The organism is Pseudomonas sp. RC3H12, assembly GCF_018596375.1.
Lineage (GTDB): Bacteria > Pseudomonadota > Gammaproteobacteria > Pseudomonadales > Pseudomonadaceae > Aquipseudomonas.
In genome coordinates, this window is record NZ_CP075595.1 from 3546184 (window position 1) to 3567095 (window position 20912).

Genomic DNA, 20912 nt, shown 5'->3' on the forward strand with positions numbered 1-20912 from the left:
AGCTAGCGTAACTGGGGCTGCTATGCAGCCCCTAACGCTTAACTGACTGGCATTAGGCCTTCGGGCCCTTTTTTCTTGCGCTTGGAACTCATCGCGGGACAAGCCCGCTCCCACGTCGCCCGGCGATAAGGTCACGCCCCTTGTCGTCATGCGGCAGGCTCGGTAACGTGACCGGCACTTTTTGCCCGAACACCGGAGCCCGCCTGATGCGCCTCACCCCTTCCCTGCTGCTCACCGCCCTGCTGCCGCTGTTCGCAGGCTGCCAGATGCTGGCCGAAAAACCGGTCGACCCGAACCTGGGCACTACCCGCCTGCAAGGCGAACTGAGCGCGGCCGGCGGCCATCTGCTGTTCAAACCCTGTAACGAAAGCCGCCGCTTCATCGTCAACGACGCTGCTGGCACCGGCATCCTGCAAGAAGCCGCCACCCTGGCCGACGACGCCGGTGACAAGCTGTTCGCCGATGTCCGTGCGCGCATGGCCGGCAGCAAGCAGGCAGGCAGCGACGGCCAGCTCGACGTGACCCGCCTGTACCGCCTCGACACCTCCGAATACCGTGGCTGCGAAGACCCCAACTTCAAGCAGTTGACCCTCCGCGCCGGCGGCCACGAGCCGGACTGGGACATCAAGGCCAGCGGCAAGGGCATGGTGCTCAACCGCATTGGCCAGGAGCCGTTGCCACTGCCTTACCTGGAGGAAGCACTGCCCGGCGGCGGCTTGAGCCTGTCCAGCGAGGCTAACGGCCAGCGTGTCGAACTGTGGGTCGCGCCCCAGCGCTGCGTCGACGGCGCCACCGGCGCCATCCGCCACCTCAAGGCCGAGCTGCGCATCGACGGCAAGACCCTGCAAGGCTGCGCCTACTACGGCGGCGCCCGTGACCTCTGATCACCGGGTGCTTTTATCCTGCCAGTCAGGGCGGCTAACAGCTTATACTTGGCGGTTTGTGTAAAGCCGCCGGCCGCCCATGGCCGGGATACTGGACCCTGCCATGCTACGAATCACCGAACTGAAGCTGCCCCTGGACCACTCCGACGACGAGTTGCGCGCCGCCATCGTCCAGCGCCTGGGCATCAGCGATGAGCAACTGCTCGGCTTCACCCTGTTCAAGCGCAGCTACGATGCGCGCAAGAAGAACAGCGAGCTGCTGTTCATCTACACCATCGACCTTGAAACCAGCAACGAAGACGAACTGCTGCGCCGCTTCGAAGGCGACGCCAAGATCGGCGTGGCCCCGGACGTCAGCTACAAGTTCGTCGGCCAGGCCCCGGCCGAGCTGCCTGCGCGCCCGATCGTGGTCGGCTTCGGCCCCTGCGGCATCTTCGCCGGGCTGGTCCTGGCGCAGATGGGCTTCAAGCCGATCGTGCTCGAGCGCGGTAAAGAGGTGCGCCAGCGTACCAAGGACACCTGGGGCCTGTGGCGCAAGAGCGTGCTCAACCCCGAATCCAACGTACAGTTCGGCGAAGGCGGCGCCGGGACCTTCTCCGACGGCAAGCTGTACAGCCAGATCAAGGACCCGAATCACCACGGTCGCAAGGTGCTGGAAGAGTTCGTCAAGGCCGGTGCGCCCGACGAGATCCTCTACATCAACAAGCCGCACATCGGTACCTTCCGCCTGACCAGCATGGTCGAGAAGATGCGCGAGGAAATCATCAGCCTGGGTGGCGAGGTGCGCTTCGAGCAGAAGGTCACCGACCTGCTGGTGGACGGCGAACAGCTCACGGGCGTGGTACTGCAGAGCGGTGAACAGCTGCACTCGCGCCATGTGGTACTGGCCCTGGGGCACAGCGCCCGCGACACCTTCCGCATGCTCCACGCCAAGGGTGTGTTCATGGAGGCCAAGCCGTTCTCGGTCGGTTTCCGCATCGAGCACCCGCAGTCGCTGATCGACAAGGCGCGCCTGGGCAAGTACGCCGGCCACCCGAAACTCGGCGCCGCCGACTACAAGCTGGTGCACCACGCCAAGAACGGCCGCTCGGTCTACAGCTTCTGCATGTGCCCGGGCGGTACCGTGGTCGCCGCCACCAGCGAACCTGGCCGCGTGGTCACCAATGGCATGAGCCAATACTCGCGCAATGAACGTAACGCCAACTCCGGCATCGTCGTCGGTATCGACCCCGAGCGCGACTACCCAGGTGGCCCGCTGGCCGGTATCGAGCTGCAGGAGCGCCTGGAAGCCCATGCCTACGTGATGGGCGGCAGCAACTACCAGGCACCGGCGCAGCTGGTCGGTGACTTCGTCGCCGGGCGCCCGTCCACCGCGCTGGGCAGCGTCGAGCCGTCGTACAAACCGGGCGTGACCCTGGGCGACCTGGCACCGAGCCTGCCAGACTTCGCCATCGAGGCGATCCGTGAAGCGCTGCCGGCCTTCGACCGCCAGATCAAGGGCTACAACCTGCACGATGCGGTGCTGACCGGCATCGAAACCCGCACCTCATCGCCGCTGCGCATCACCCGTGACGCCAGCTTCCAGAGCCTCAACCTCAAGGGCCTGTTCCCGGCAGGTGAAGGCGCAGGCTACGCGGGCGGCATCCTGTCCGCCGGCGTCGACGGGATTCGCATCGCCGAAGCGGTGGCACGGGATATCCTCGGGTTGAACGACTAACCCGATCGTCTTTCGCAGACAAAAAGAAACCCCGACACGGCCAAGCCGGTCGGGGTTTTCTTTTCAAGCGTGCTGTCAGTGAGTGACGCGGCTGGTGCCGTCGACAGTCATGATGCGTACACGCTCACCCACACGGAAGATCTCGTTCTGCTGCACTTGCTGCACGTAGGCACGCATGCTGCCGTCGTCTTCACGCACGGTGATTTCGACACCCTGGGTACGGGTCAGGCCTTCTTCAGCGGCGGAGCCCGCCAGGCCACCGGCCACGGCACCGATGACTGCGGCAACGATACTGCCACGGCCACCACCGACGGCACTGCCGGCGACACCACCGACAATTGCGCCAGCACCGCCACCGATTGGCGTCTTGGTGCCTTCGATCTTCACCGGGCGCAGGGATTCGATGGTACCCATGCGCACGGTCTGCACGCGGCGGGCCTCATCACGGGAGTAGCTGTCGCCGGTCAGCGACGATTGACAGCCGCCCAGCAGCAGCGACACGGTGGTGAAGCTGGCCAGCAGCAAAGCGGATTTACGCATGGGGACAATCTCCGTAAGACAGGTGTCCATTAGACTCCGCGCCTTGACAAGTGTCACGGCGCAAACGTTATAAAATTGTTTTCATTCAGCTCAGGTACAGCCGTTGCTGGCTGAATTGCGGGCCTACAGGTGAGACCAAGGATAGCCATGGATTACTTCATCGTCGTCGTCGTGACGGTCGCCGGGCTGTATTTTCACGGGTGGCTGTATGTGCGCATGCGCCGTTGGATGGACCGGGACCTGGCGCTGTCGCTGGCCGGGGAGGATCCGGCGAAGCAGGACTTCATGCTCAAGTTGCTGGAGCGGGCGCGGGTGGAGAAGGTGCGGCGCAAGGCGTTGGCGGCGTGGCTGGAGCGCGAAGCGGCGGGGTATCGTTGATAATGGGGCCGCGTCGCGGCCCCATCCTTGTCAGGGCGCCAGGCGCTCGCGCGCCCACTGGCCATCGACCAGGCGGTAGTTCAGGCGGTCATGCAAGCGGCTCGCACGCCCCTGCCAGAACTCGATGCGCTCGGGCAGCAAGCGGTAACCGCCCCAATGCTCCGGGCAATGCGGCTGACTGTCGGAAAAGCGCGCCTCGGTGGCCTTGACCAGGCCTTCCAGCTCCTCGCGATCGGCAATCACCCGGCTCTGCGGTGACGCCCAGGCCCCCAGCCGGCTGCCCAGCGGGCGCACCTGGTAATAATCGTCCGACTCCTTGGCCGTGACCTTCTCCACCCGCCCCTCGATCCGCACCTGGCGCTCCAGCGCCGGCCAGAAGAAGGTCATCGCCGCATAAGGGTTGGCCGCAATGTGCTGGCCCTTGGCACTTTCATAGTTGGTGAAAAAGGTGAAACCGCGTGCGTCCAGCGCCTTGAGCAGCAACACCCGGCAATGCGGACGCCCCTCGGCATCAACGGTGGCCAGGGTCATGGCATTGGCTTCCACCGGTAGCTGCTCGGTCTTCACCGCATCGGCGAACCAGTGGTGGAACAGCGCGAACGGCTCCCCGGGGGCCTGGGCTTCGGCCAGGCCATCTCGGGTATAGTCGCGGCGCATATCGGCCAGGGATTGGGTCATGCTGCGTTTCCTTGACGATCAGTTGGTCTTCGCAGGGCTGTTGGCGGCGACTTTCTTGTCGGTGGCGGCCTTCTTCGCGGCTGGCTTGGCCGGAGCGGCTTTCTTCTTGGCGGTGGTGCTGGCCTTGGCTGGCGCCTTGGCTTTGGCGGCAGGCTTTTTCGCAGCCGGCTTGGCGGCGGCCTTGACGACAGGCTTGGCGGCCGGGGCCTTGGCGTCCTGGGTGGCAACCATCGCCGCCGGAGCCGGCGACGGGGCAGCCTGCTGGTACTTGGCCAGCAGCGCAACCATGGTGTTCTGCGGGGTCAGCAGCAGCTCGACTCGGCGGTTCAAGGCACGGCCTTCAGCGCTGTCGTTGGCGGCACGCGGCATCACCGCGCCCATACCCTTGAGCATCAGGCGGTCGCGCTGCAGGCCGCTGAGACGGAAGATCGCCGACACCGAAGCGGCGCGCTCGAGGCTGAGTTTCTGGTTGGCGGCCATGGCGCCGCTGGTGTCGGCGTGGCCGAGGATCAGCACAGCGGTCTTGGTATCGGTCTCGATGACCTTGGCAACCTGGGTGATCGGGCCAAGGGTCGCGGGCAGCAGCATGTTCGGGCGATCAGGGTTGTAGGAGCTGTCGACCGGGATGGTTACCGCCAGCAAATCCTCGCGGCGCTCCAGCTCGAACTTGCTGCCCTTGATCGCTTCGCGGACCTTCGGCTCGTACTGGTCAAGCCAGGCCTGCGTGGCCTTGTGGTCGATCTTCGGCACCGCCGCGACCTTGTCCTTCTTCTCATCGCTGCCAAACGGCCACCACCAGCGGCTGCCGCTTTCGGACTTGGCGTCGGCCTTGGCCACGTTCTCGACGACAGCCTCCTTCACTTCCTTGTCAGCGACCTTGTCCGAACCAAATGGCCACCAGTTCAGGCCACCGTCCTTTGCGGCGTCCGGGGAGTGGCTGGCACAACCGGTCATGGCCAGGCACAGGGCGAGTGCTAAGGTTTTATGTGAAGACATCAGCGATACACCATGAAATAGAAAGAAATTTTGCCCATACGCTTCAGGCGTTGGCATTGAGGATAGTCAAAGGGACGTGGCAATACCCGCGTTACCCGATCAAAGGCAACTGCCAAGCACCCGCACCAGATTCTGTGCGCGGGGGTCCATCAGCACGTAAGGGCCGAGGGTATTGGTGACGAAGCCGAAGGCCACGTCATGCTCGGGGTCGGCGAAACCGACCGAGCCGCCGGCGCCGGGGTGACCGAAGGCACGCGCGCCAAGGCCGAAGGTGGCGTTGGCCACGTCTGGCTGGTCAAGCATGCAGCCCAGGCCGAAACGGGTCTGGGTGAGCAGGGTGCGGTCCTGGCCGAGGCTGTGCTCGCGGGTCAGCTCGTCGAGCAGTTCGGACTCAAGCAGGCTGCCATCGAGCAGGCCGGCATAGAAGCCCGCCAGGCTGCGGGCATTGCCATGGCCATTGGCCGCCGGCTGCTGCATGCGCCGCCATTCAGGCTTGTTGGTGCTGGTGAGGATCGCCGGCGGGTTGGTGAAGGCCCGAGTGGACAAGGCCTCGGGCTCGCGCATCGTCACCTGCAGCAGGCGCTGGGCGGCGGCATCGCCAGGGTTGCCCTTGCCGCGGGCGATATGCGCCACGCGGTGGAATTCTTCATCCGCCAGGCCGACGTGGAAGTCCAGGCCCAGCGGCTTGGCGGTGCGAGCGACGATGGAGTCGCCCGGACCACGGCCATCGGCGCGGCGGATCAATTCGCCAATCAGCCAGCCGTAGGTGATTGCCGCGTAACCGTGCTCGCTGCCGGGCGTCCACCAGGGCGTTTCAGCGGCGAGGGCATCGACCATGGCCTGCCAGTCATACAGGGCTTCGGCCGGCAGCAGCTCGCGGATGGCCGGCAGGCCGGCGCGGTGGCTGAGCAATTGGCGCAGGGTGACCTGCTCCTTGCCGGCCTGGGCGAACTCCGGCCAGTAGCGCGCCACCGGCGCATCGAGGGCGAGCTTGCCCTCGCCCACCAGTTGCAAGGCGGTGACGGCGGTAAAGGTCTTGGTGCAGGAGAACAGATTGGCGATGGTGTCGCTATGCCAGGCCTCGCGGCCATCCTTGTCGGCACTGCCGGCCCACAGGTCGACCACGGTTTCTCCGCCGACTTGGATGCACAACGCGGCACCACGTTCCTGGGGATCCTCGAACAACGCGGCGAAAGCATCGCGCACCGCCTCGAACTTCAGCTCATAGTGACCCTGGATCTGCACCCGACTACCTCTCTTTACTGCCTGGCTTGCAAAGGGGTGCATTGTTTCAGTAGTTGGGCGATTTGCCTACTGAAGATGGCTGGGTGGTTATCCGGAACTACGGCTTGTCCAACGCTGCGCGCAAATGCCCAAGGACTTGCAGGTTGCTGCGGCGTACCGCCTCGATGAACCCCGCATAGGGCACATCGGTGACAGCGACCAGGCCAAGATGACCGTTCTCGCCATCGAGCAGGCGCCCGCTGGCGGGTTGATCGAGGTACTGGAACCAGTGCGCACCGACGATCATCGGCTGGGCCATGGCCGCCTTGAGGAAGTTGGCATACGCCGGGCCACGGTCTTCCTCGCGGGCCACCTCCAGCGGCCCGGGCCAGAATGGGCCGCGGTCACGTGAGCCGAACTGGAACTCCGAGACCAGCACCGGCTTGTCGAGCTCGGCCAGGCGGGCGAAGTCGTAGCCGTCGTCAGGCTTCAAGGTATAGAAGTTGAAGCTCAGCACATCACAGAACTCGGCGCAGGCCTTCACCGCCTCGGGGGTGCTGACCGCGTAGCGGCCACCGAGCAGCAGATGGTTGGGCGCATGCCATTTCAGCGCTTCGGAAATGGTCTTGAAATAGGTTTCGGCAAACACCTGCTGGAAATACTGGTAGTCACGCTCGATTTCCGGATACTCAGGATTAGGCAAAGGCGCCTCGAACCCCGGGTCTTCCATCAGCTCCCAGGCGGTCAGCTCAATACCCCAGGCCTTCGACAGCCCCTGCTGGTTGCGGTACTTGTCGCGCAGTTGCTTGAGGAAAGCGCGCTTGGCCGGCACATCGGTGGTCAGACGCAAGGTGCCATAGGCAAGGCCATAGCGAGCCTTGGGGTCGTCCCCCGGCGCGGCCCAGGCCAGTTCGTTGTCGGCGAAGTAACCGATCAGCCAAGGGTCGTCGCGGTGATCCCGGGCAGCAATGGCCACGGCACGCTCGGTAGCCATGGCGAAACGCGGGTCGAACGGGTCGGGCATGCGCCCCCACCAGTCCATGCCAGTGCTGATGCTGGCGTAGTCACCGACGATCGATAGCGGCAAGGTGTACGGCAGGCGCTTGGCTTGCCCGAGCGACGCATCGCTCCAGTTGCCGAGGGTGTTGAAGCCCCAGGCCTGCAGGCGATCCAGGGTATGGGCCTGCCAACGCTGGGCGTCCAGCACCGCCACCGGGCACGCCACCTCTCCCTGCGGGCAAGGCTTGCCATAGGTGCGCTGAAGATTGGCCGCGTAGAAGTCGAACCAGCGCCCCTGCTTGAAACCACGGCCTTGGGACGACGCATTGCCGTCATCGTTGTTGCCTTCGCCATAGAAGGCACTCAGGGTGTCGCCTTCTCCCGGCAAGGCTTTGAACATGCCCTCACGGCCGGCGACATAGGTGCGCCCGCCATCGGCGGCGACGGCATTGACGCCGAGCGAATAGAACGGATGCCCTTCCGGCGTCACCAGGTACCAGCGTCCGTCGCGTTTCTCGGTACGGAAGAAACCCTTGGCGTCGAACGCAGGCCCCTCCAGCAGGCCGCCATAGGTGTCCAGTTTGAGTTTGTCGCGCTCGGCCAGCCAGCCCTTGAGCTGTGCCTGTTCACGGCTGTCGGCAGCCTTGAGCTGCTCGTCGTTGACGATTTTTTCCGGCCAGCGGCCACGGGTCGATTGCCCATAACCATCGATCAGCTCGGCGTAGGCGGCGTTGAACGCCTGATCGTCATCCTGCAGGCCGACCTTCTCGATCAACAGGCTCTGCGCCACCTTGGGGCCGGGGATGCTCAAGCTGACCGAAGTGACCTGCGCCAGGTCAGCTCCTCCTTCGCTGCTAGTCAGCAACAGGCGCTGGCCTTCGTAGGTCCAAGGCATCGGCGGCCCGGCACGCATGCCCTGGCTCAGTGGTGAACGGGCCTTGAGCGGAATCATCACGGTCTGCGCAGGCCCGGCCGGCAGGTCGATGCGGCTGGTGAGCGTGCGCCCGTCGCTGCTTTGCACCACCACATCGACGGTCAGCGCCCAGTCCATGCCACTCTGCAGGCGCAGGGTCAGCGCCTGGCCGGCAGACCAGTCCCACACCCCGCTCTGCGGCGCGAGGCGCAGTGTCGGCTGCGCCACCGGGTTGAACACCACGCGCCGCAACACTTCGCCTTCGGCTGTCTGTTCCGCGTTGTACTGCGGCAGGTTGGTGTCCTGGGTGATGACATTCACCACCGAGGCCGGGCGCACGAAGCTGAACAGGGTCTGCTGCCCGGCCAGCAAAGGCGCACTGAACAACACGGAGAACACGACAGGCAAGGCGCGGCGGATCATGGGGCGGTGGCTCTCCTTCGAAGCCCGTCATGGGCTCGCAATCGAGTAATGGACAACGGGTTGTGCGTGTTGCTCCGGCAGTCAGCCGATTTCCCGTCGGAAAGGTGGCAGCGCATTGAGAATAGCCTTGCCATAGCGTTGCGTGACCAGACGGCGGTCGAGCAAGGTGATCACGCCACGGTCCTGCTCGGTACGCAGCAGCCGGCCGCAGGCCTGGATGAGGCGCAGCGAGGCGTCGGGCACGGCGATTTCCATGAACGGATTGCCGCCACGGGCTTCGATCCATTCGGCCAGCGCGGCCTCGACCGGATCGTCCGGCACCGCGAAGGGGATCTTGGCGATCACCACATGCTCGCAATAGGCGCCCGGGAGGTCGACACCCTCGGCGAAGCTGGCCAGGCCGAACAGCACGCTGTGTTGGCCGTCGTCGACCCGCGCCTTGTGCTTGTTCAGGGTTTCCTGCTTGGACAGGTTGCCCTGGATCAGCACCAGCTTGCGCCAGTCGCGGTCCAGACCGTCGAACACGTCCTGCATCTGTTTGCGCGAGGAGAACAGTACCAGCGCGCCGCGGGCATCCTCGACGATGGCTGGCAGCTCGCGAATGATCGCCGCGGTGTGCGCCGTGGCATCGCGCGGATCGGCACCCAGGTCGGGCACCCGCAGCAGCCCGGCGTCACCATGCACGAACGGGCTGGGCACCACGCACTGCACCGCGTCGCGTGGCAGGCCCGAACGCATGCGGAAGCGGTCGAACTTGCCCAGCGCAGTGAGCGTCGCCGAGGTCACCAGGGCGCCATAGGCGACGTTCCACAGGCTCTTGCGCAGCATCTCGGCAGCCAGGATGGGGCTGGCGTTGACCTCGATATCGAACAGCGCGCCGCTTTCGGCCAGGGTCAGCCAACGGGCCATGGGCGGGTTGTCTTCGGGGTCTTCCGCGGTAAAGGCGGTCCACAGCTCCCAGTTGCCCTGGGCCCGGGTCACCAGGCTGCCGAACAGCGGGTACCACTCTTCGGCCTGGTGGCTGGCGATACCGATGTTGTTCTCGCCGTCCATACCTTCCTTGAGCAGGTCGGCCAGGCGGGTGAACAGGTCGTTGAGGCGGGCGAAGCCTTTCTTGAGCTCGATGCCTACTTCACGGATCTGTTCCGGTACCACGCCGCCCTCGAAGCGATAGCGCGGGCGGTCGCGGCCTTCCATGTCCTCGCCAGCGCGGAAGTCCGCCACCTGCTCACAGAGGGTGAACATGAATTGCTGCTGGGTACGCACCTCGCGGGCCAGCTCCGGCACCTGCTCGATGTACTTGCCGAGGTCGCCCGGCAATGGATGCTGGGCCAGCAGCTTGGTCAGGTTCTTGGCAGTCTGCTCCAGCCAGTCGGCCGTGGAGCGCAGCCGCGAATAATGAGCAAAATGGCCAATTGCCTTGTCCGGCAAGTGGTGGCCTTCGTCGAACACGTACATTGTGTCGCGCGGGTCGGGCAGCACGGCGCCACCGCCGAGCGCCAGGTCGGCCAGGACCATGTCGTGGTTGGTGACGATCACGTCGACCTTGCCCATGCCTTCACGGGCCTTGTAGAACACGCACTGCTGGAAGTTGGGGCAGTGCCGACCCGTGCATTGGCTGTGATCGGTGGTCAGGCGCGCCCAGTCCTGGTCCTCGACGGCCTCCGACCAGCTGTCGCGGTCGCCGTCCCAGCGGTTGCCGGCGAGCTTTTCGATCATGCTGTTGAACAGTTTCTGGCTGCGCTCGTCGACCTCGATGCGAAAGCCCTCTTCCTCGAACAGCTGGGCGGTGGCCGACTGGGCGTGGCCTTCCTGCAACAGGACGTCGAGCTTGGACAGGCACAGGTAACGGCCACGGCCTTTGGCCAAGGCGAAGCTGAAGTTCAGCCCACTGTTGCGCATCAGGTCGGGCAGGTCCTTGAAGACGATCTGCTCCTGCAGCGCCACGGTCGCGGTGGCGATCACCAGGCGCTTGCCGGCGGCCTTGGCGGCGGGTATCGCGGCCAGGCTGTAGGCGACGGTCTTGCCGGTACCGGTACCGGCCTCGACGGCAACCACCGCAGGCTCGCCGGTACGGCGGCCTTCATCGTCGCAGGCGATGTCGCCGAGCACCTTGGCCACTTCGGCGATCATCAGGCGCTGGCCGTAACGCGGCTTGAGGCTTTTGGCTTCGAGGAAACGCGAGTAGGCGCCCTGGATGGTGGCTTTGAGTTCGTTGCTGATCATGGTCTGCAGGCGCCCGGAGGGCTGGATATATTTTCAGTGTTTCGCATGGGCCGGCTATCATACCCCGCTATTGCCCTTTGTGCCGCATGGAGATCCCGATGCTTGCCTTTGCCCTGCCCTACACCTTGCATGTCCTGGCCGCCCTCGTCTGGGTCGGCGGGATGTTCTTCGCCTGGCTGGTACTGCGGCCAGCCACGGTTGCAGCGCTGGAAGGGCCCGCGCGGCTGCGTTTGTGGGTGGAAGTTTTCCAGCGGTTCTTCAGATGGGTCTGGCTGGCGGTGGCGGTGCTGGCTGTCAGCGGGCTCGGGATGATTCACCTGCGGTTTGCCGGGTTCGAGACCGCGCCCCGTTATGTGCAGGTGATGATTGGCGGGGGGATTGTCATGTTTGCGTTGTTCATGCGGGTTCAGGGGTTGTTGTTGCCTGAGCTGCGTGCGGCGGTGGAGGCTGGGGATTGGGCTTCGGGGGCTGGGGTGTTGGGGCGGATTCGGCGGTTGGTGGGGGTTAATTTGTTGATTGGGGTTGTGGTGGTGGGGGTGGCTAGTTCGCGGGTTTTGGTTTGAGGGGGGTCGGGTTCGGCTTCGGCTTCGGCTTCGGCTTCGGCTTCGGCTTCGGCTTCGGCTCGATAGATTGTTTTGGTATTTGCAAGCACATTCGTAGACGATGTCGACATTTCGTCACCTTTCCGCCTTTACGGCGGCCGACTTTTGTCGTGGTGTATGGACTTGAGACATCGCTGACACATGTGCGGGGACATGGTGGACACATTATCGCTTACCGTCGGGGTTGTTGAAGTCGATGGTTCGCAGCTTGTGTTGGCAGAAGTAAACATCAAAATGGTCGGGCCCTTGATCGCTGCGGCGGAGCGCCAATACATAGCCTGCTAGCGCCTTCGCTATCCGAAATGAGCGCTTCTTGAAGCGAAACTGACTGCTGTAGGGTTTCACCAGAATATCGTCGGGACCGTATTCAACGGTCGGTAGACGGCTTGGGAAGGCCCGCCTGCTCATCTGGTAGCGATCTGCCGGCACTTTGTAGCCCAGCTGTTGATGAGGACGCTTGTAGTTGTAAATGCCCCGCCAGAGGTCGAAAGCTTCCTGCGCTTCTCGCAGATCCCGGAAGCTGCGCCCTGTCAGTACCTCGGCCTTGAGCGTCCGATGGAATCGCTCATCCTTGCCATTGGTTTGTGGGTGCCCTGGTCTGCTGAAAGTCAGTCGAATTCCTAGTCGAACCAACCAGATACCTAGCGGTGTGAGTTCTCCAGGATTTCTTGGTGCTCCCCAGGGCGAGCCATTATCCGCGTTGATCTGCACAGGCAGTCCATACCGGCTGAACAGATCGGTCAGGTGCTCCATGACCAACTCTGTGCGCTGATGTGCGCAGGCCTGTATCACAAGGTTGAAGCGAGAGTGGTCATCAATCAGCGTCAGCGGATAACAAGGTCCCTGAGCCGTTTGGAAGAAACCTTTAAAATCGATCTGCCACAGATCATTCGGGGCTTCGCGCTCAAAGCGTGTCCATGATTTAGCGGCCTCGGATGCCTCTGCGGTGATCAATCCATGCCGATGCAGGACATTGGTTACGGTGCTGGCACAGATTCGCTGATCAAGCAGGTGACTGATCTTTCGGCCACCCCACGTAGAGTGCTCCTTACGGATGGCAATCACTTCCTCTTCTAGCCCAGGCTGAGTCTTGCGAGGGCTGGCGGCCGGCTTTCGAGAGCGCTCCTGCAAGCCGGGCAGGCCGTTCTGTCGAAATCGATTGAGCCATTTGTAACCCGTCTGAGGGCTAATGCCGAACCGGCGGCATAGCTCCCTCATATTAGCGTCCGGGTGATTGGCCAGGTTAACGAACTCTTCTCTCAAGCTCATGGCATCTCTCGCGTTCCAAGGCATGGTCGTATTCCCGGCAGATTGCTTGCCGAAAAGTGTCAACCATGTCTCCGTACACGTGTCCACCATGTGTCCGGTCCATACATCGTGGCAAAAGTCGGCAAAACCGTTCGGCTCCGTTCATACGGCCCCTACGCTTCGCTCCGGGGTTCCCTCGCTCCGTTCTTGCTCCCGTGGGTACCGCGCTGTACGCCCCATCCTGGGGCGCAGCGCTCGACGGCCATCCATGGCCGTCGCCCCACTACGCAAGAACTCCACTCGGCCTCCTGAAGTCGCAATTGATGGCGCCTGAACTATCGCGCACCTAGAAGCAAGATCAAGAGCAGATCAAGAGCAGATCAAGAGCAGATATGTTGGTTTTGTTAGGGGCTGTAATGTTGTTCTTCATTACGATATCGCGGGGCAAGCCCGCTCTCACGTTGAATTACGTAGTCAAACTATGGCGGGAGCGGGCTTGCCCCGCGATGTTGATCTAGAGTTCCCACGATGGCAACTAGCGACTAGCTGCGTTAGTGCAGGCGCCGCCCGTAACTTCGCGACTTCAGGAGGCCGAACGCAGGACTTGCGGAGGGAGGTGACGGGCATGGATGCCCGTCAAGCGCTGCGCCCCAGGATGGGGCGTTCAGCGCGGTCCTCCCGGGAGCAAGGCCGGAGTGAGGGAACCCGGAGCGAAGCGGAGGGCCGGATGAATGGAGCGAGGATTTTTTGGTTCCTTTTTGATCCTTCAAAAAGGGACCCGCCGTAAGGGCGGAAAGGTGAATAAGCGTCGACATCGCAAATGAATGCGCACACAACTTTCAACACCAACTAACCAAACAACCAAACAACCAAACAACCAAACAACGCTACCCCAAAAAACTCAAAGCCGCTGAAGAATCAACTCCCCCGAGGCCCCAGCCAACCCAGGCTGCCCGGCCTGCCCAGGCCGCCCATTCCCCCCAGCATCGGTCCGATAAACCAGACACCCCTTACTGACCCCACCCGCCCCCGCCTTCCCGGCAGCCCCCGCCTTACCAGGCGCACCACCATCAAGCCGCACCACAATCCGCTCCTGCGCAAACCCTTCAGGCACCGCCAGACGAACTCGCCCACCGGGGGCCCCATCATGCCCGTTGCCACCATCATCACCATTGGCCCCACGACTGGCCTGCCCCCAGGTGCAGCCCCCCGGCTTGCCATTGGCGCCGTCGAGCCCGACATACCCCGGCGCCCCAGCCCCGCCCCGGGCATCGATCGATAGCCGGTCCGCCTCCAGCGCCTGCAACCGCAGATCCAGGTTACGCCCCGGCCGCGCGGGCCGCTCGTAGCTTCCGGGCGCCCCTGGCGCACTGAATTCGCTACCCTCGCCCAGCCGAGCCGTCAACGCCTCGATGCTCAGGTCGCGCTCGGCCGGCGCGATGGCGATGCGCGCATCGCGCCCCAGTTCGAGCCGATCGATCTTCAGCTCGGTAAGGCTGGCCGGTAGCAACAAGGTCGCCGAGTCGGCCACCCGCAGGTGCTCCAGGTGCACGCTGGCCGCCTTGTTCGGCAGGCGCAACATCGAATGGGCAGCAACCTCCAGGCTTTCGGCCTGGGCCAAGGGTGTAGCCATTACAGCCAGCAAAATCAGTTTACGCATGGCTCGGCGCCTCCTGCGACCGGGGAATGGACATGACATGGAAGATGCCGGTCAACAGAATCTGCAGGCGGTCGAACCAGCGGTGGCTGCGCCCGCGCAGGCTGCCGTTGAAGAACAGCACCTCGAGCACATGCAGCGACAGCAGGACGATACCTGCGGCATTGATCAGCAGATTGAGCGGCAATGGCTGCGGCATGAACTGGTTGAACAGCACCACACCCCAGAACGCCACCGTCAGAGCCTTGCCCAGGCCCAGGATGAACTTCATACCCCGCCCCCATGATTTATTGTTATGCCGACGCGGTCCGTTCGAGCGAACCGCGTCGGCAACAGTAACCCTACTGCCGGGGCATGCGCCAGAGGGGTCAGTTCAGGTGCAGTTCCACCCGTCGGTTGCGCGAGCGACCTTCGTCGGTGTCGTTGTCGGCCACCGGCTCACTCTCGCCACGGCCTTGGCTGGTCACCTTGTTCGGCGCCAGGCCCTGGCTGATCAGGTACTCGGCAACACCGCTGGCACGGCGCTCGGACAGGCGCTGGTTGTAACTGTCGGAGCCCACGCTGTCAGTGAAACCGATCACCTTGACACTGGCCACACTGGGGTCGTTGAGCTTGGGCAGCAAGCCCTGCAGACGCTGCTGGGCACCTTGGGTGAGTTCGGCGGAGTCGAAGGCGAATAGCACCTGGCCCTGATCATCGAGCGTGATCACTTCCGAGGTCGCCGCAGGCTCCGGCTGCGGTGCGGCGGCTGGATACTGCGGCAATGGGCAGCCCATATGGTTGACCTGGGTACCGGCCGGAGTATCCGGGCAGCGGTCGCGGCGGTCGAAAACGCCATCGCCATCCTCGTCGCCATCCTGGGCATAACAGATCAGGCCACCGGCAATCGCACCGGCAACGCCGGCACCAGCCGCCCAGCTGGAACTTTCGATGGCGCCCAGGCCGCCACCGACCAGGCCGCCAAGCAGGCTGCAGATGGGCCAGGTCCTTTGATTGAGGGGCGCGCTGCCATCGCTGTGGGTGGCGCAACCTGCCAGCAGGCTCGTGGCCACCACCAACGGCAGTGCCGCTTTCGACAAAACACGCATGGTGAATGCTCCTGTGTCACCGGCCGCTACCGGTCACACAGGAGTAAAGACGTGCCCACGCCACTTCTCAAGGCGCGGGCACGTCGCCATCAACGCTGGATCTTGATCTCGGTTCGACGGTTCATGGCACGCCCGTCGGCGGTGGCGTTGTCGGCGACCGGCTGCGTTTCACCCGCCCCCACCACCGAGACGAAGCTGGCACGCGGCACACCGCTTTCGACCAGGTAGTTGGTCACCGACTGGGCGCGGCGCTCGGAGAGCTTCTGGTTGTAGCTGTCGGAACCGACGCTGTCGGTGTGGCCGGAAACGCTCAGGCGCGCGCTCGGGGCTTCCTGCTTGAGCCGCGTGGCGATGGTGTTCAGGCGCTCCTTGTCGGTGGCCGTCAGGCGTGCCGAGTCAAATTCGAAATGCACGTCACGGATGACGATGACTTCTTCCTTCTGTACCACGACTTCCTCGACCACCGGCACCGGCTCCGGCGGGCAGCCATTGGCGTCGACCTGCACGCCGCGCGGGGTGCCCGGGCACTTGTCGCGGCTGTCCGGTACGCCGTCGCCGTCTTCGTCACCGTCGCCATGGGCCCAGCAGTAACCCGCCGCCAGGCCGCCACCGAGCAAGGCGCCCCAGCCGGCCCAGCTGGAACTCTCGATCGCGCCCAGGGCCGCGCCGCCCACGCCCCCGACGGCAGCACACTTCGGCCAGTCGGTTTTCTGCAAACCTGCACAACCAGTCAACACACTGGTGAGCAGAACCAGGGGTATCGCTGTGCGTACTATGCTCATCTTGTTGCTTCTCCTAGGGGGAATCGGTAGAAAACCGATGCTCTGGGAGTAAAGACCGGCGCTTCCCGCTCTGCCAGCAATAAGCCACGCCGCAGCGGCGCACCCCTTTGCCCGCTGGCCTGGGACCGTTAGTCTTGAGCGACCTGAACGAGGAATGGCAATGACCGAAGCTTTCTCCCAACGCACGCCCCAGCAGGCCCTGGCCGCCCTGTTGGAACGTTTCACCCCGCGCCACTTGCTGCTGGTGGGCAGCCGCTTCCCTGCCCTGGAAGCCTTCGCCGCCGCCCATCCCGATACCCACATCGAAGTTGCCGCACCCGGCCCGCTGCCTGCCGAACAGGCAGCCCGGCGCTTCGACCTGGCGGTACTGGTCGATTGCCTGGAACACCTGCCCAAGCGCACCGGCCTGGAGCTGCTCGGCGGCATCCGCAACCTCAACGCCAGCCGCGTCGCGGTGCTGGCCGACTTGGCCGCCTGCGGCTGGCAGGCCACCGATTTCTATTCGCTGGCGCTCTCGGCCAGCGAGCAGTTCCAGCGCGATGAACAGGTATTGAGCCTGTTCACCTATGATCTGCATGACTACAAACAAGTCCCGGATTGGCTCAACGCAAAGTTCTGGGCCAACCCCGAAAACTTCGGCAAGTACTGGTGGTGACCGAATGAGTGTCTCGATCTGCCCCTGCGGCAGTGGCAACCTGCTCGATACCTGCTGCGGGCACTATCACAGTGGAACACCAGCACCGGATGCCCAGACGCTGATGCGTTCACGCTACAGCGCCTATGTGCTGGGCCTGGTGGATTACCTGGTGGCTACCACCCTGCCGGCCCAGCGCCCAGGCCTGGACCGCGCCGCCATGGCGGCCTGGAGCGCGCAGAGCACCTGGCTGGGCCTGGAGGTGGAGGGCGCCGAGGTGCTGGGCGGGCAGCCCGAGCATGCCTTCGTCACGTTCACCGCGCGCTGGCACGACCTTGAGGGCGATCACCAGCACCGCGAGCGCTCGGCATTCGTCCAGCATGCCGGACGCTGGTATTTCATCGACCCGACCGCGCCCCTCAAGGCCGGACGCAACGACCCCTGCCCCTGCGCCAGCGGGCAGAAGTTCAAAAAATGCTGCGCCAGTTACCTCGGTAGTTGAGCATGCGCACCTTGGCCCGACTGCTCACGCTCAGCCTGCTGCTGGGCTGGTTGGCGGGCTGCGCCAGCTGGGGCGGTGATACCTGGCGCGAACCACAGCTGCACCTGCTCGAGGTGGAACCGGTGAAGGTGCGCCTGCACCAGCAGGAGTTCGTTCTGCACCTGCGCGTCGACAACCCTAACGACAGCCGCCTGTTCATCCGCCACCTGGCCTACTCGGTCCGCCTCGGCGACCTGCTGCTGGCTGAAGACGAAGCCAGCCTCTGGCGCAGCGTTGGCGGCCATGCCCGGCGCACCTTCAAGGTCACCGTGCGGACCAATCTCTGGCAGCACCTCAAGCCCCTGGCGAAGCTGCTCAAGAGCGGACAACCCGTGCAATACCAACTGCGGGGCGAGCTGGCCACCGGGCTGATCGTGCATCGGGACCTGTACTTGAGGCAAATGGGTGAGATAATCCCCGGCGATCTTAAACCGGAGTAACGCTGCAATGACCCAACAACCCCATGTCCATGGCCCCGACTGCGATCACGGTCACGACCATCACCACGACCACGGCCATGTGCATGGCCCGCACTGCAACCACGGCCACCAGGAGCCGGTGCGCAACGCCCTGAAGGACGTCGGCCGCAACGACCCTTGCCCATGCGGCAGCGAGAAGAAATTCAAGAAGTGCCACGGCGCCTGATCAACATCAGCGCACGTGTTCAGGGCCAAGCCCACTCCCAGACAAATCGTCGCGGGAACGGGCTTGGCCCATGATCAACCCGCTCCAGCATGACCACTGGTAAATAAAGCTCCCCGGCACCTTGCACGGCGACTGCGCGCTCACTACCTTAGCGCCTTTCAGAACCCCGCCACACCCTGCAGGAATCCAGCCATGGCCGCCCCCGTCCTTCCACCCTTCCCTCTCCGCCTCGGCAGTGCTGCCGCGTTGCTTGGCCTGCTCGCGCTGGGCGGCTGCCAGATGGGTGGCTACCAGGACAGCGTCCTGCCCAACAGCGGCGTGCAACCGCTCAAGGGTCTGGCGCAGAACGTCTCGGTACGGCGTAACGCAATGGGCGCGCCGCTGATCGAAAGCGGCAACTTCCATGATGCGCTGTTCAGCCTGGGCTACCTGCATGCCGGGGATCGCATCGAGCAGATGGTCGCCATGCGCCTGCTGGCCCAAGGGCGCCTGGCCGAGCTGGCGGGAGCCGACGCCCTGGCGATCGACCGGCTGATGCGCGCGGCCAACCTCAAACAGAGTGCCGGTCAGCTGTATGCCGATGCCTCGCCGCGCCTGAAGCGCTTCTTCGAAGTCTATGCCCGCGGGGTCAACGCCTACCTGTTCCGCTATCGCGACAAGTTGCCGGGCGAACTCGCTCGCAGCGGTTATCGCCCGGAATACTGGAAACCCGAGGATTCGGCGCTGATCTTCAGCCTCTACGCCTTCAGCCAGTCGGTGAACCTGCAGGAGGAACTGTCGGCATTGATCCTGGTGCAGAAGGTCGGTGCCGACAAGCTGGCCTGGCTGCTGCCCGGCGCTCCGGACGAGCCCCTGGCCGAAAGCGAAGTCGACAAGCTCAAGGGCGTGAACCTGGCCAGCCAGCTGCCGGGCCTGGGCGCGCTCGCCGCCACTGGCCAGCAATTGGCCGACCTCGGCCTGCTGGGCGCCCCCGGCTCGAGCAACCTGGCGCTGTCGCCCCAGCGCAGCCGTGCCGGCAAGAGCCTGCTGGCCAGCGACAGCCGCGCTGCCTGGGCACTGAGCCCGGTGCAGATCCACACCGGCAAGTATCAGGTCGCCGGCCTGTCGCTGCCGGGGCTGCCGATCGTGCTGGCCGGCTACAACGGCAAGCTAGCCTGGAGCAGCAGCGCGGTGATGGCCGACAACCAGGACCTGTTCCTCGAGCAGGTGCGCCGCCAGGGCACCCAGCTGACCTACCTCGCCGAGGGCAAGTGGCAACCGGCGCGTGCCCGCAACGAGACCTTCTTCGTTCGCGGCCAGCGCCCCCAGCGCGAGGTGATGTACGACACCCGCCACGGCACCCTGTTGCCGGGGCATGGCAGCCTGGCCCTGGCCCTGCATCTACCGCTGCTCAAGGATGATCGCAGCCTCGATGCGCTGTTCGACCTGACCCGCGCGCAAAACATCGAGCGTGCTTTCGACAGCACCCGTGAAGTCGGTGCGGCGGCGCTGAACTTCGTCTTCGCCGAGCCCCAGCATATCGGCTGGCAGGTCAGCGGTCGTTATCCCAACCGCCGCGAAGGCCAGGGCCTGTTGCCCTCACCAGGCTGGGACGGGCGCTATGACTGGGATGGCTACGCCGATGCGATGCTGCACCCCTACGATCAGGACCCGCCCGCCGGCTTCATCGGCCACGCCAACCAGCGCAGCCTGCCCAAAGGCTACGGCATGCAGCTGTCGAGCAGTTGGTACTACCCCGAGCGTGCCGAACGCCTGGCCCAGTTGGCCGGCAACGGTCGTCACGACAGCCGCAGCCTGATGGCCCTGCAGAACGATCAGGTGACACTGCTGGCCGACAAGCTCAAGCAGATGTTCGACGCCCCCGGCATGGCCCAGCCGCTCAAGCAGGCCATCGACGCCCTGCCTGGCGCCCAGCGCGACAAGGCTCGCGATGCGCTGGCGCGGCTAAAGGCCTTCGATGGCCGGCTAAGCCCGGTGTCGGCCGATGCCGCCCTGTACGAACTGTTCCTCCAGGCAGTCACTCGCCAGACCTTCCTCGATGAACTGGGCCCGGAATCCAGCCCGGCATGGCAAGCGTTCATCGGCAATGCCAAGCTTTCCTACTCCGCCCAGGCCGACCACCTGCTGGGACGCGAGGACAGCCCGTTCTGGGACGATCGCGGCACGCCGCAAAAAGAAGACAAGCCCACCATCCTCGCCCGCAGCCTGGCTGCGGCGGTGGATGCCGGCACCACACAACTCGGCGCCGACCGCCGCGCCTGGCAGTGGGGCAAGCTGCATCAGTACCGCTGGCCGGCACCGGCCTATCACGGCCTGGGCGACAAACTCGAGCGCGCGCCCCTGGCGGCGGGTGGCGACTTCAGCACCCTGGCCCTGACGCCTTATGCCTGGGGGAGCAGCTTCGACACCCAACTGCCGGCCTCGGCGCGGATGATCGTTGATTTCGGGCAGACCGAACCGCTGCAGCTGCTGACCAGCAACGGCCAATCCGGCAATCCGGCCAGCCGCCATTACAGCGATGGGCTCGATGCCTGGTTCAAGGGCCGCTTCACCAGCCTGCCGCTGCAACCGCAGAATTTTGCCCGGGCCTACGGCAGCCAGCGGTTGACGCTGGTGCCTGGCAAATAGGTCTCAGAGACCAGAGCCAGCAAAATCGAGCGCCGCGCGCGGTGCTCGATCCCATGGTCACTGCCCCCATCCTCTTGCGCTGTCCTATGTGAATAGTGCGCCGCCCCCG

Annotated in this window: 20 protein-coding genes; 9 read left to right on the forward strand and 11 right to left on the reverse strand. The window is 64.5% G+C overall.

The genetic code is table 11. The features are described from left to right. The first annotated feature begins 206 nt into the window (after positions 1 to 206). Positions 207 to 884, forward strand: coding sequence for a COG3650 family protein (locus KHO27_RS16105; protein WP_046854484.1), 678 nt, complete (start codon positions 207 to 209; stop codon positions 882 to 884). Between the two features lie 103 nt (positions 885 to 987). After that, a complete protein-coding gene (locus KHO27_RS16110) occupies positions 988 to 2601 on the forward strand; it encodes an NAD(P)/FAD-dependent oxidoreductase (RefSeq protein WP_110704386.1) in 1614 nt (537 codons plus the stop codon). A gap of 75 nt (positions 2602 to 2676) precedes the next feature. On the opposite strand, the gene KHO27_RS16115 is transcribed toward KHO27_RS16110, so the two are convergent. Further along, positions 2677 to 3141 carry an outer membrane lipoprotein gene (locus KHO27_RS16115; protein WP_023632818.1) on the reverse strand — a complete coding sequence of 155 codons (465 nt, stop codon included), beginning with the start codon at positions 3139 to 3141 and terminating at the stop codon, positions 2677 to 2679. 147 nt (positions 3142 to 3288) lie between these two features. Here KHO27_RS16115 and KHO27_RS16120 point away from each other — a divergent pair, with 147 nt between their 5' ends. Then, positions 3289 to 3519, forward strand: coding sequence for a hypothetical protein (locus KHO27_RS16120; protein ID WP_102684680.1), 231 nt, complete (start codon positions 3289 to 3291; stop codon positions 3517 to 3519). A gap of 30 nt (positions 3520 to 3549) precedes the next feature. Here the strand turns inward: KHO27_RS16120 and pdxH are convergent, their stop codons facing one another. The 5 genes from pdxH to dinG all read right to left on the reverse strand — a co-directional run bounded on the left by pdxH (position 3550) and on the right by dinG (position 10978). After that, a complete protein-coding gene (gene pdxH / locus KHO27_RS16125) occupies positions 3550 to 4197 on the reverse strand; it encodes a pyridoxamine 5'-phosphate oxidase (RefSeq protein ID WP_110704384.1) in 648 nt (215 codons plus the stop codon). Between the two features lie 18 nt (positions 4198 to 4215). Then, complete coding sequence (locus tag KHO27_RS16130; RefSeq protein WP_110704382.1) at positions 4216 to 5193, reverse strand: OmpA family protein; 978 nt, start codon at positions 5191 to 5193, stop codon at positions 4216 to 4218. A gap of 99 nt (positions 5194 to 5292) precedes the next feature. Then, positions 5293 to 6438, reverse strand: a complete 1146-nt coding sequence (locus tag KHO27_RS16135; RefSeq protein WP_110704380.1) for a serine hydrolase domain-containing protein — start codon at positions 6436 to 6438, stop codon at positions 5293 to 5295. A 97-nt stretch (positions 6439 to 6535) separates the two neighbouring features. Then, a complete protein-coding gene (locus tag KHO27_RS16140) occupies positions 6536 to 8752 on the reverse strand; it encodes a beta-agarase (RefSeq protein WP_214500478.1) in 2217 nt (738 codons plus the stop codon). An 81-nt stretch (positions 8753 to 8833) separates the two neighbouring features. Continuing rightward, positions 8834 to 10978, reverse strand: a complete 2145-nt coding sequence (gene dinG / locus KHO27_RS16145; RefSeq protein WP_214500479.1) for an ATP-dependent DNA helicase DinG — start codon at positions 10976 to 10978, stop codon at positions 8834 to 8836. Positions 10979 to 11076: 98 nt separating this feature from the next. Between dinG and KHO27_RS16150 the strand changes: the two genes are divergently transcribed. Continuing rightward, positions 11077 to 11541 carry a CopD family protein gene (locus tag KHO27_RS16150; protein ID WP_214500480.1) on the forward strand — a complete coding sequence of 155 codons (465 nt, stop codon included), beginning with the start codon at positions 11077 to 11079 and terminating at the stop codon, positions 11539 to 11541. A 204-nt stretch (positions 11542 to 11745) separates the two neighbouring features. Here the strand turns inward: KHO27_RS16150 and KHO27_RS16155 are convergent, their stop codons facing one another. The 5 genes from KHO27_RS16155 to KHO27_RS16175 all read right to left on the reverse strand — a co-directional run bounded on the left by KHO27_RS16155 (position 11746) and on the right by KHO27_RS16175 (position 16355). After that, positions 11746 to 12873, reverse strand: a complete 1128-nt coding sequence (locus tag KHO27_RS16155) for an IS481 family transposase (protein ID WP_214501993.1) — start codon at positions 12871 to 12873, stop codon at positions 11746 to 11748. A gap of 856 nt (positions 12874 to 13729) precedes the next feature. Further along, positions 13730 to 14488, reverse strand: coding sequence for a collagen-like protein (locus KHO27_RS16160; protein ID WP_214500481.1), 759 nt, complete (start codon positions 14486 to 14488; stop codon positions 13730 to 13732). Beyond that, a complete protein-coding gene (locus tag KHO27_RS16165; RefSeq protein ID WP_046854474.1) occupies positions 14481 to 14756 on the reverse strand; it encodes a DUF1145 domain-containing protein in 276 nt (91 codons plus the stop codon). Before KHO27_RS16165 ends, KHO27_RS16160 begins: the two co-directional genes overlap by 8 nt. 97 nt (positions 14757 to 14853) lie before the next feature. Further along, positions 14854 to 15573, reverse strand: coding sequence for a PA1041 family peptidoglycan-binding anchor lipoprotein (locus KHO27_RS16170; protein WP_102684783.1), 720 nt, complete (start codon positions 15571 to 15573; stop codon positions 14854 to 14856). An 89-nt stretch (positions 15574 to 15662) separates the two neighbouring features. Further along, a complete protein-coding gene (locus KHO27_RS16175) occupies positions 15663 to 16355 on the reverse strand; it encodes a PA1041 family peptidoglycan-binding anchor lipoprotein (RefSeq protein ID WP_102684782.1) in 693 nt (230 codons plus the stop codon). A gap of 160 nt (positions 16356 to 16515) precedes the next feature. Here KHO27_RS16175 and KHO27_RS16180 point away from each other — a divergent pair, with 160 nt between their 5' ends. The 5 genes from KHO27_RS16180 to KHO27_RS16200 all read left to right on the forward strand — a co-directional run bounded on the left by KHO27_RS16180 (position 16516) and on the right by KHO27_RS16200 (position 20803). Further along, positions 16516 to 17010: a DUF6231 family protein gene (locus KHO27_RS16180; RefSeq protein ID WP_214500482.1), complete on the forward strand. Its 495-nt coding sequence runs from the start codon at positions 16516 to 16518 to the stop codon at positions 17008 to 17010. A gap of 4 nt (positions 17011 to 17014) precedes the next feature. Beyond that, complete coding sequence (locus KHO27_RS16185; RefSeq protein ID WP_110701996.1) at positions 17015 to 17491, forward strand: YchJ family protein; 477 nt, start codon at positions 17015 to 17017, stop codon at positions 17489 to 17491. Between the two features lie 2 nt (positions 17492 to 17493). Continuing rightward, positions 17494 to 17970 carry an LEA/WHy family protein gene (locus tag KHO27_RS16190; RefSeq protein ID WP_110701994.1) on the forward strand — a complete coding sequence of 159 codons (477 nt, stop codon included), beginning with the start codon at positions 17494 to 17496 and terminating at the stop codon, positions 17968 to 17970. Between the two features lie 7 nt (positions 17971 to 17977). Beyond that, positions 17978 to 18175, forward strand: a complete 198-nt coding sequence (locus KHO27_RS16195; RefSeq protein WP_029613223.1) for an SEC-C metal-binding domain-containing protein — start codon at positions 17978 to 17980, stop codon at positions 18173 to 18175. A 192-nt stretch (positions 18176 to 18367) separates the two neighbouring features. Further along, positions 18368 to 20803, forward strand: coding sequence for a penicillin acylase family protein (locus KHO27_RS16200; RefSeq protein WP_111532163.1), 2436 nt, complete (start codon positions 18368 to 18370; stop codon positions 20801 to 20803). Positions 20804 to 20912 lie beyond the last annotated feature (109 nt).

Bases quoted from the DNA above. Each gene is read 5' to 3' on its own strand.
- KHO27_RS16105 (WP_046854484.1), top strand. From the start codon at position 207: ATGCGCCTCACCCCTTCCCTGCTGCTCACCGCCCTGCTGCCGCTGTTC.
- KHO27_RS16110 (WP_110704386.1), top strand. From the start codon at position 988: ATGCTACGAATCACCGAACTGAAGCTGCCCCTGGACCACTCCGACGAC.
- KHO27_RS16115 (WP_023632818.1), bottom strand. From the start codon at position 3,141: ATGCGTAAATCCGCTTTGCTGCTGGCCAGCTTCACCACCGTGTCGCTG.
- KHO27_RS16120 (WP_102684680.1), top strand. From the start codon at position 3,289: ATGGATTACTTCATCGTCGTCGTCGTGACGGTCGCCGGGCTGTATTTT.
- pdxH (WP_110704384.1), bottom strand. From the start codon at position 4,197: ATGACCCAATCCCTGGCCGATATGCGCCGCGACTATACCCGAGATGGC.
- KHO27_RS16130 (WP_110704382.1), bottom strand. From the start codon at position 5,193: ATGTCTTCACATAAAACCTTAGCACTCGCCCTGTGCCTGGCCATGACC.
- KHO27_RS16140 (WP_214500478.1), bottom strand. From the start codon at position 8,752: ATGATCCGCCGCGCCTTGCCTGTCGTGTTCTCCGTGTTGTTCAGTGCG.
- dinG (WP_214500479.1), bottom strand. From the start codon at position 10,978: ATGATCAGCAACGAACTCAAAGCCACCATCCAGGGCGCCTACTCGCGT.
- KHO27_RS16150 (WP_214500480.1), top strand. From the start codon at position 11,077: ATGCTTGCCTTTGCCCTGCCCTACACCTTGCATGTCCTGGCCGCCCTC.
- KHO27_RS16155 (WP_214501993.1), bottom strand. From the start codon at position 12,873: ATGCCTTGGAACGCGAGAGATGCCATGAGCTTGAGAGAAGAGTTCGTT.
- KHO27_RS16160 (WP_214500481.1), bottom strand. From the start codon at position 14,488: ATGCGTAAACTGATTTTGCTGGCTGTAATGGCTACACCCTTGGCCCAG.
- KHO27_RS16165 (WP_046854474.1), bottom strand. From the start codon at position 14,756: ATGAAGTTCATCCTGGGCCTGGGCAAGGCTCTGACGGTGGCGTTCTGG.
- KHO27_RS16170 (WP_102684783.1), bottom strand. From the start codon at position 15,573: ATGCGTGTTTTGTCGAAAGCGGCACTGCCGTTGGTGGTGGCCACGAGC.
- KHO27_RS16175 (WP_102684782.1), bottom strand. From the start codon at position 16,355: ATGAGCATAGTACGCACAGCGATACCCCTGGTTCTGCTCACCAGTGTG.
- KHO27_RS16180 (WP_214500482.1), top strand. From the start codon at position 16,516: ATGACCGAAGCTTTCTCCCAACGCACGCCCCAGCAGGCCCTGGCCGCC.
- KHO27_RS16185 (WP_110701996.1), top strand. From the start codon at position 17,015: ATGAGTGTCTCGATCTGCCCCTGCGGCAGTGGCAACCTGCTCGATACC.
- KHO27_RS16190 (WP_110701994.1), top strand. From the start codon at position 17,494: ATGCGCACCTTGGCCCGACTGCTCACGCTCAGCCTGCTGCTGGGCTGG.
- KHO27_RS16195 (WP_029613223.1), top strand. From the start codon at position 17,978: ATGACCCAACAACCCCATGTCCATGGCCCCGACTGCGATCACGGTCAC.
- KHO27_RS16200 (WP_111532163.1), top strand. From the start codon at position 18,368: ATGGCCGCCCCCGTCCTTCCACCCTTCCCTCTCCGCCTCGGCAGTGCT.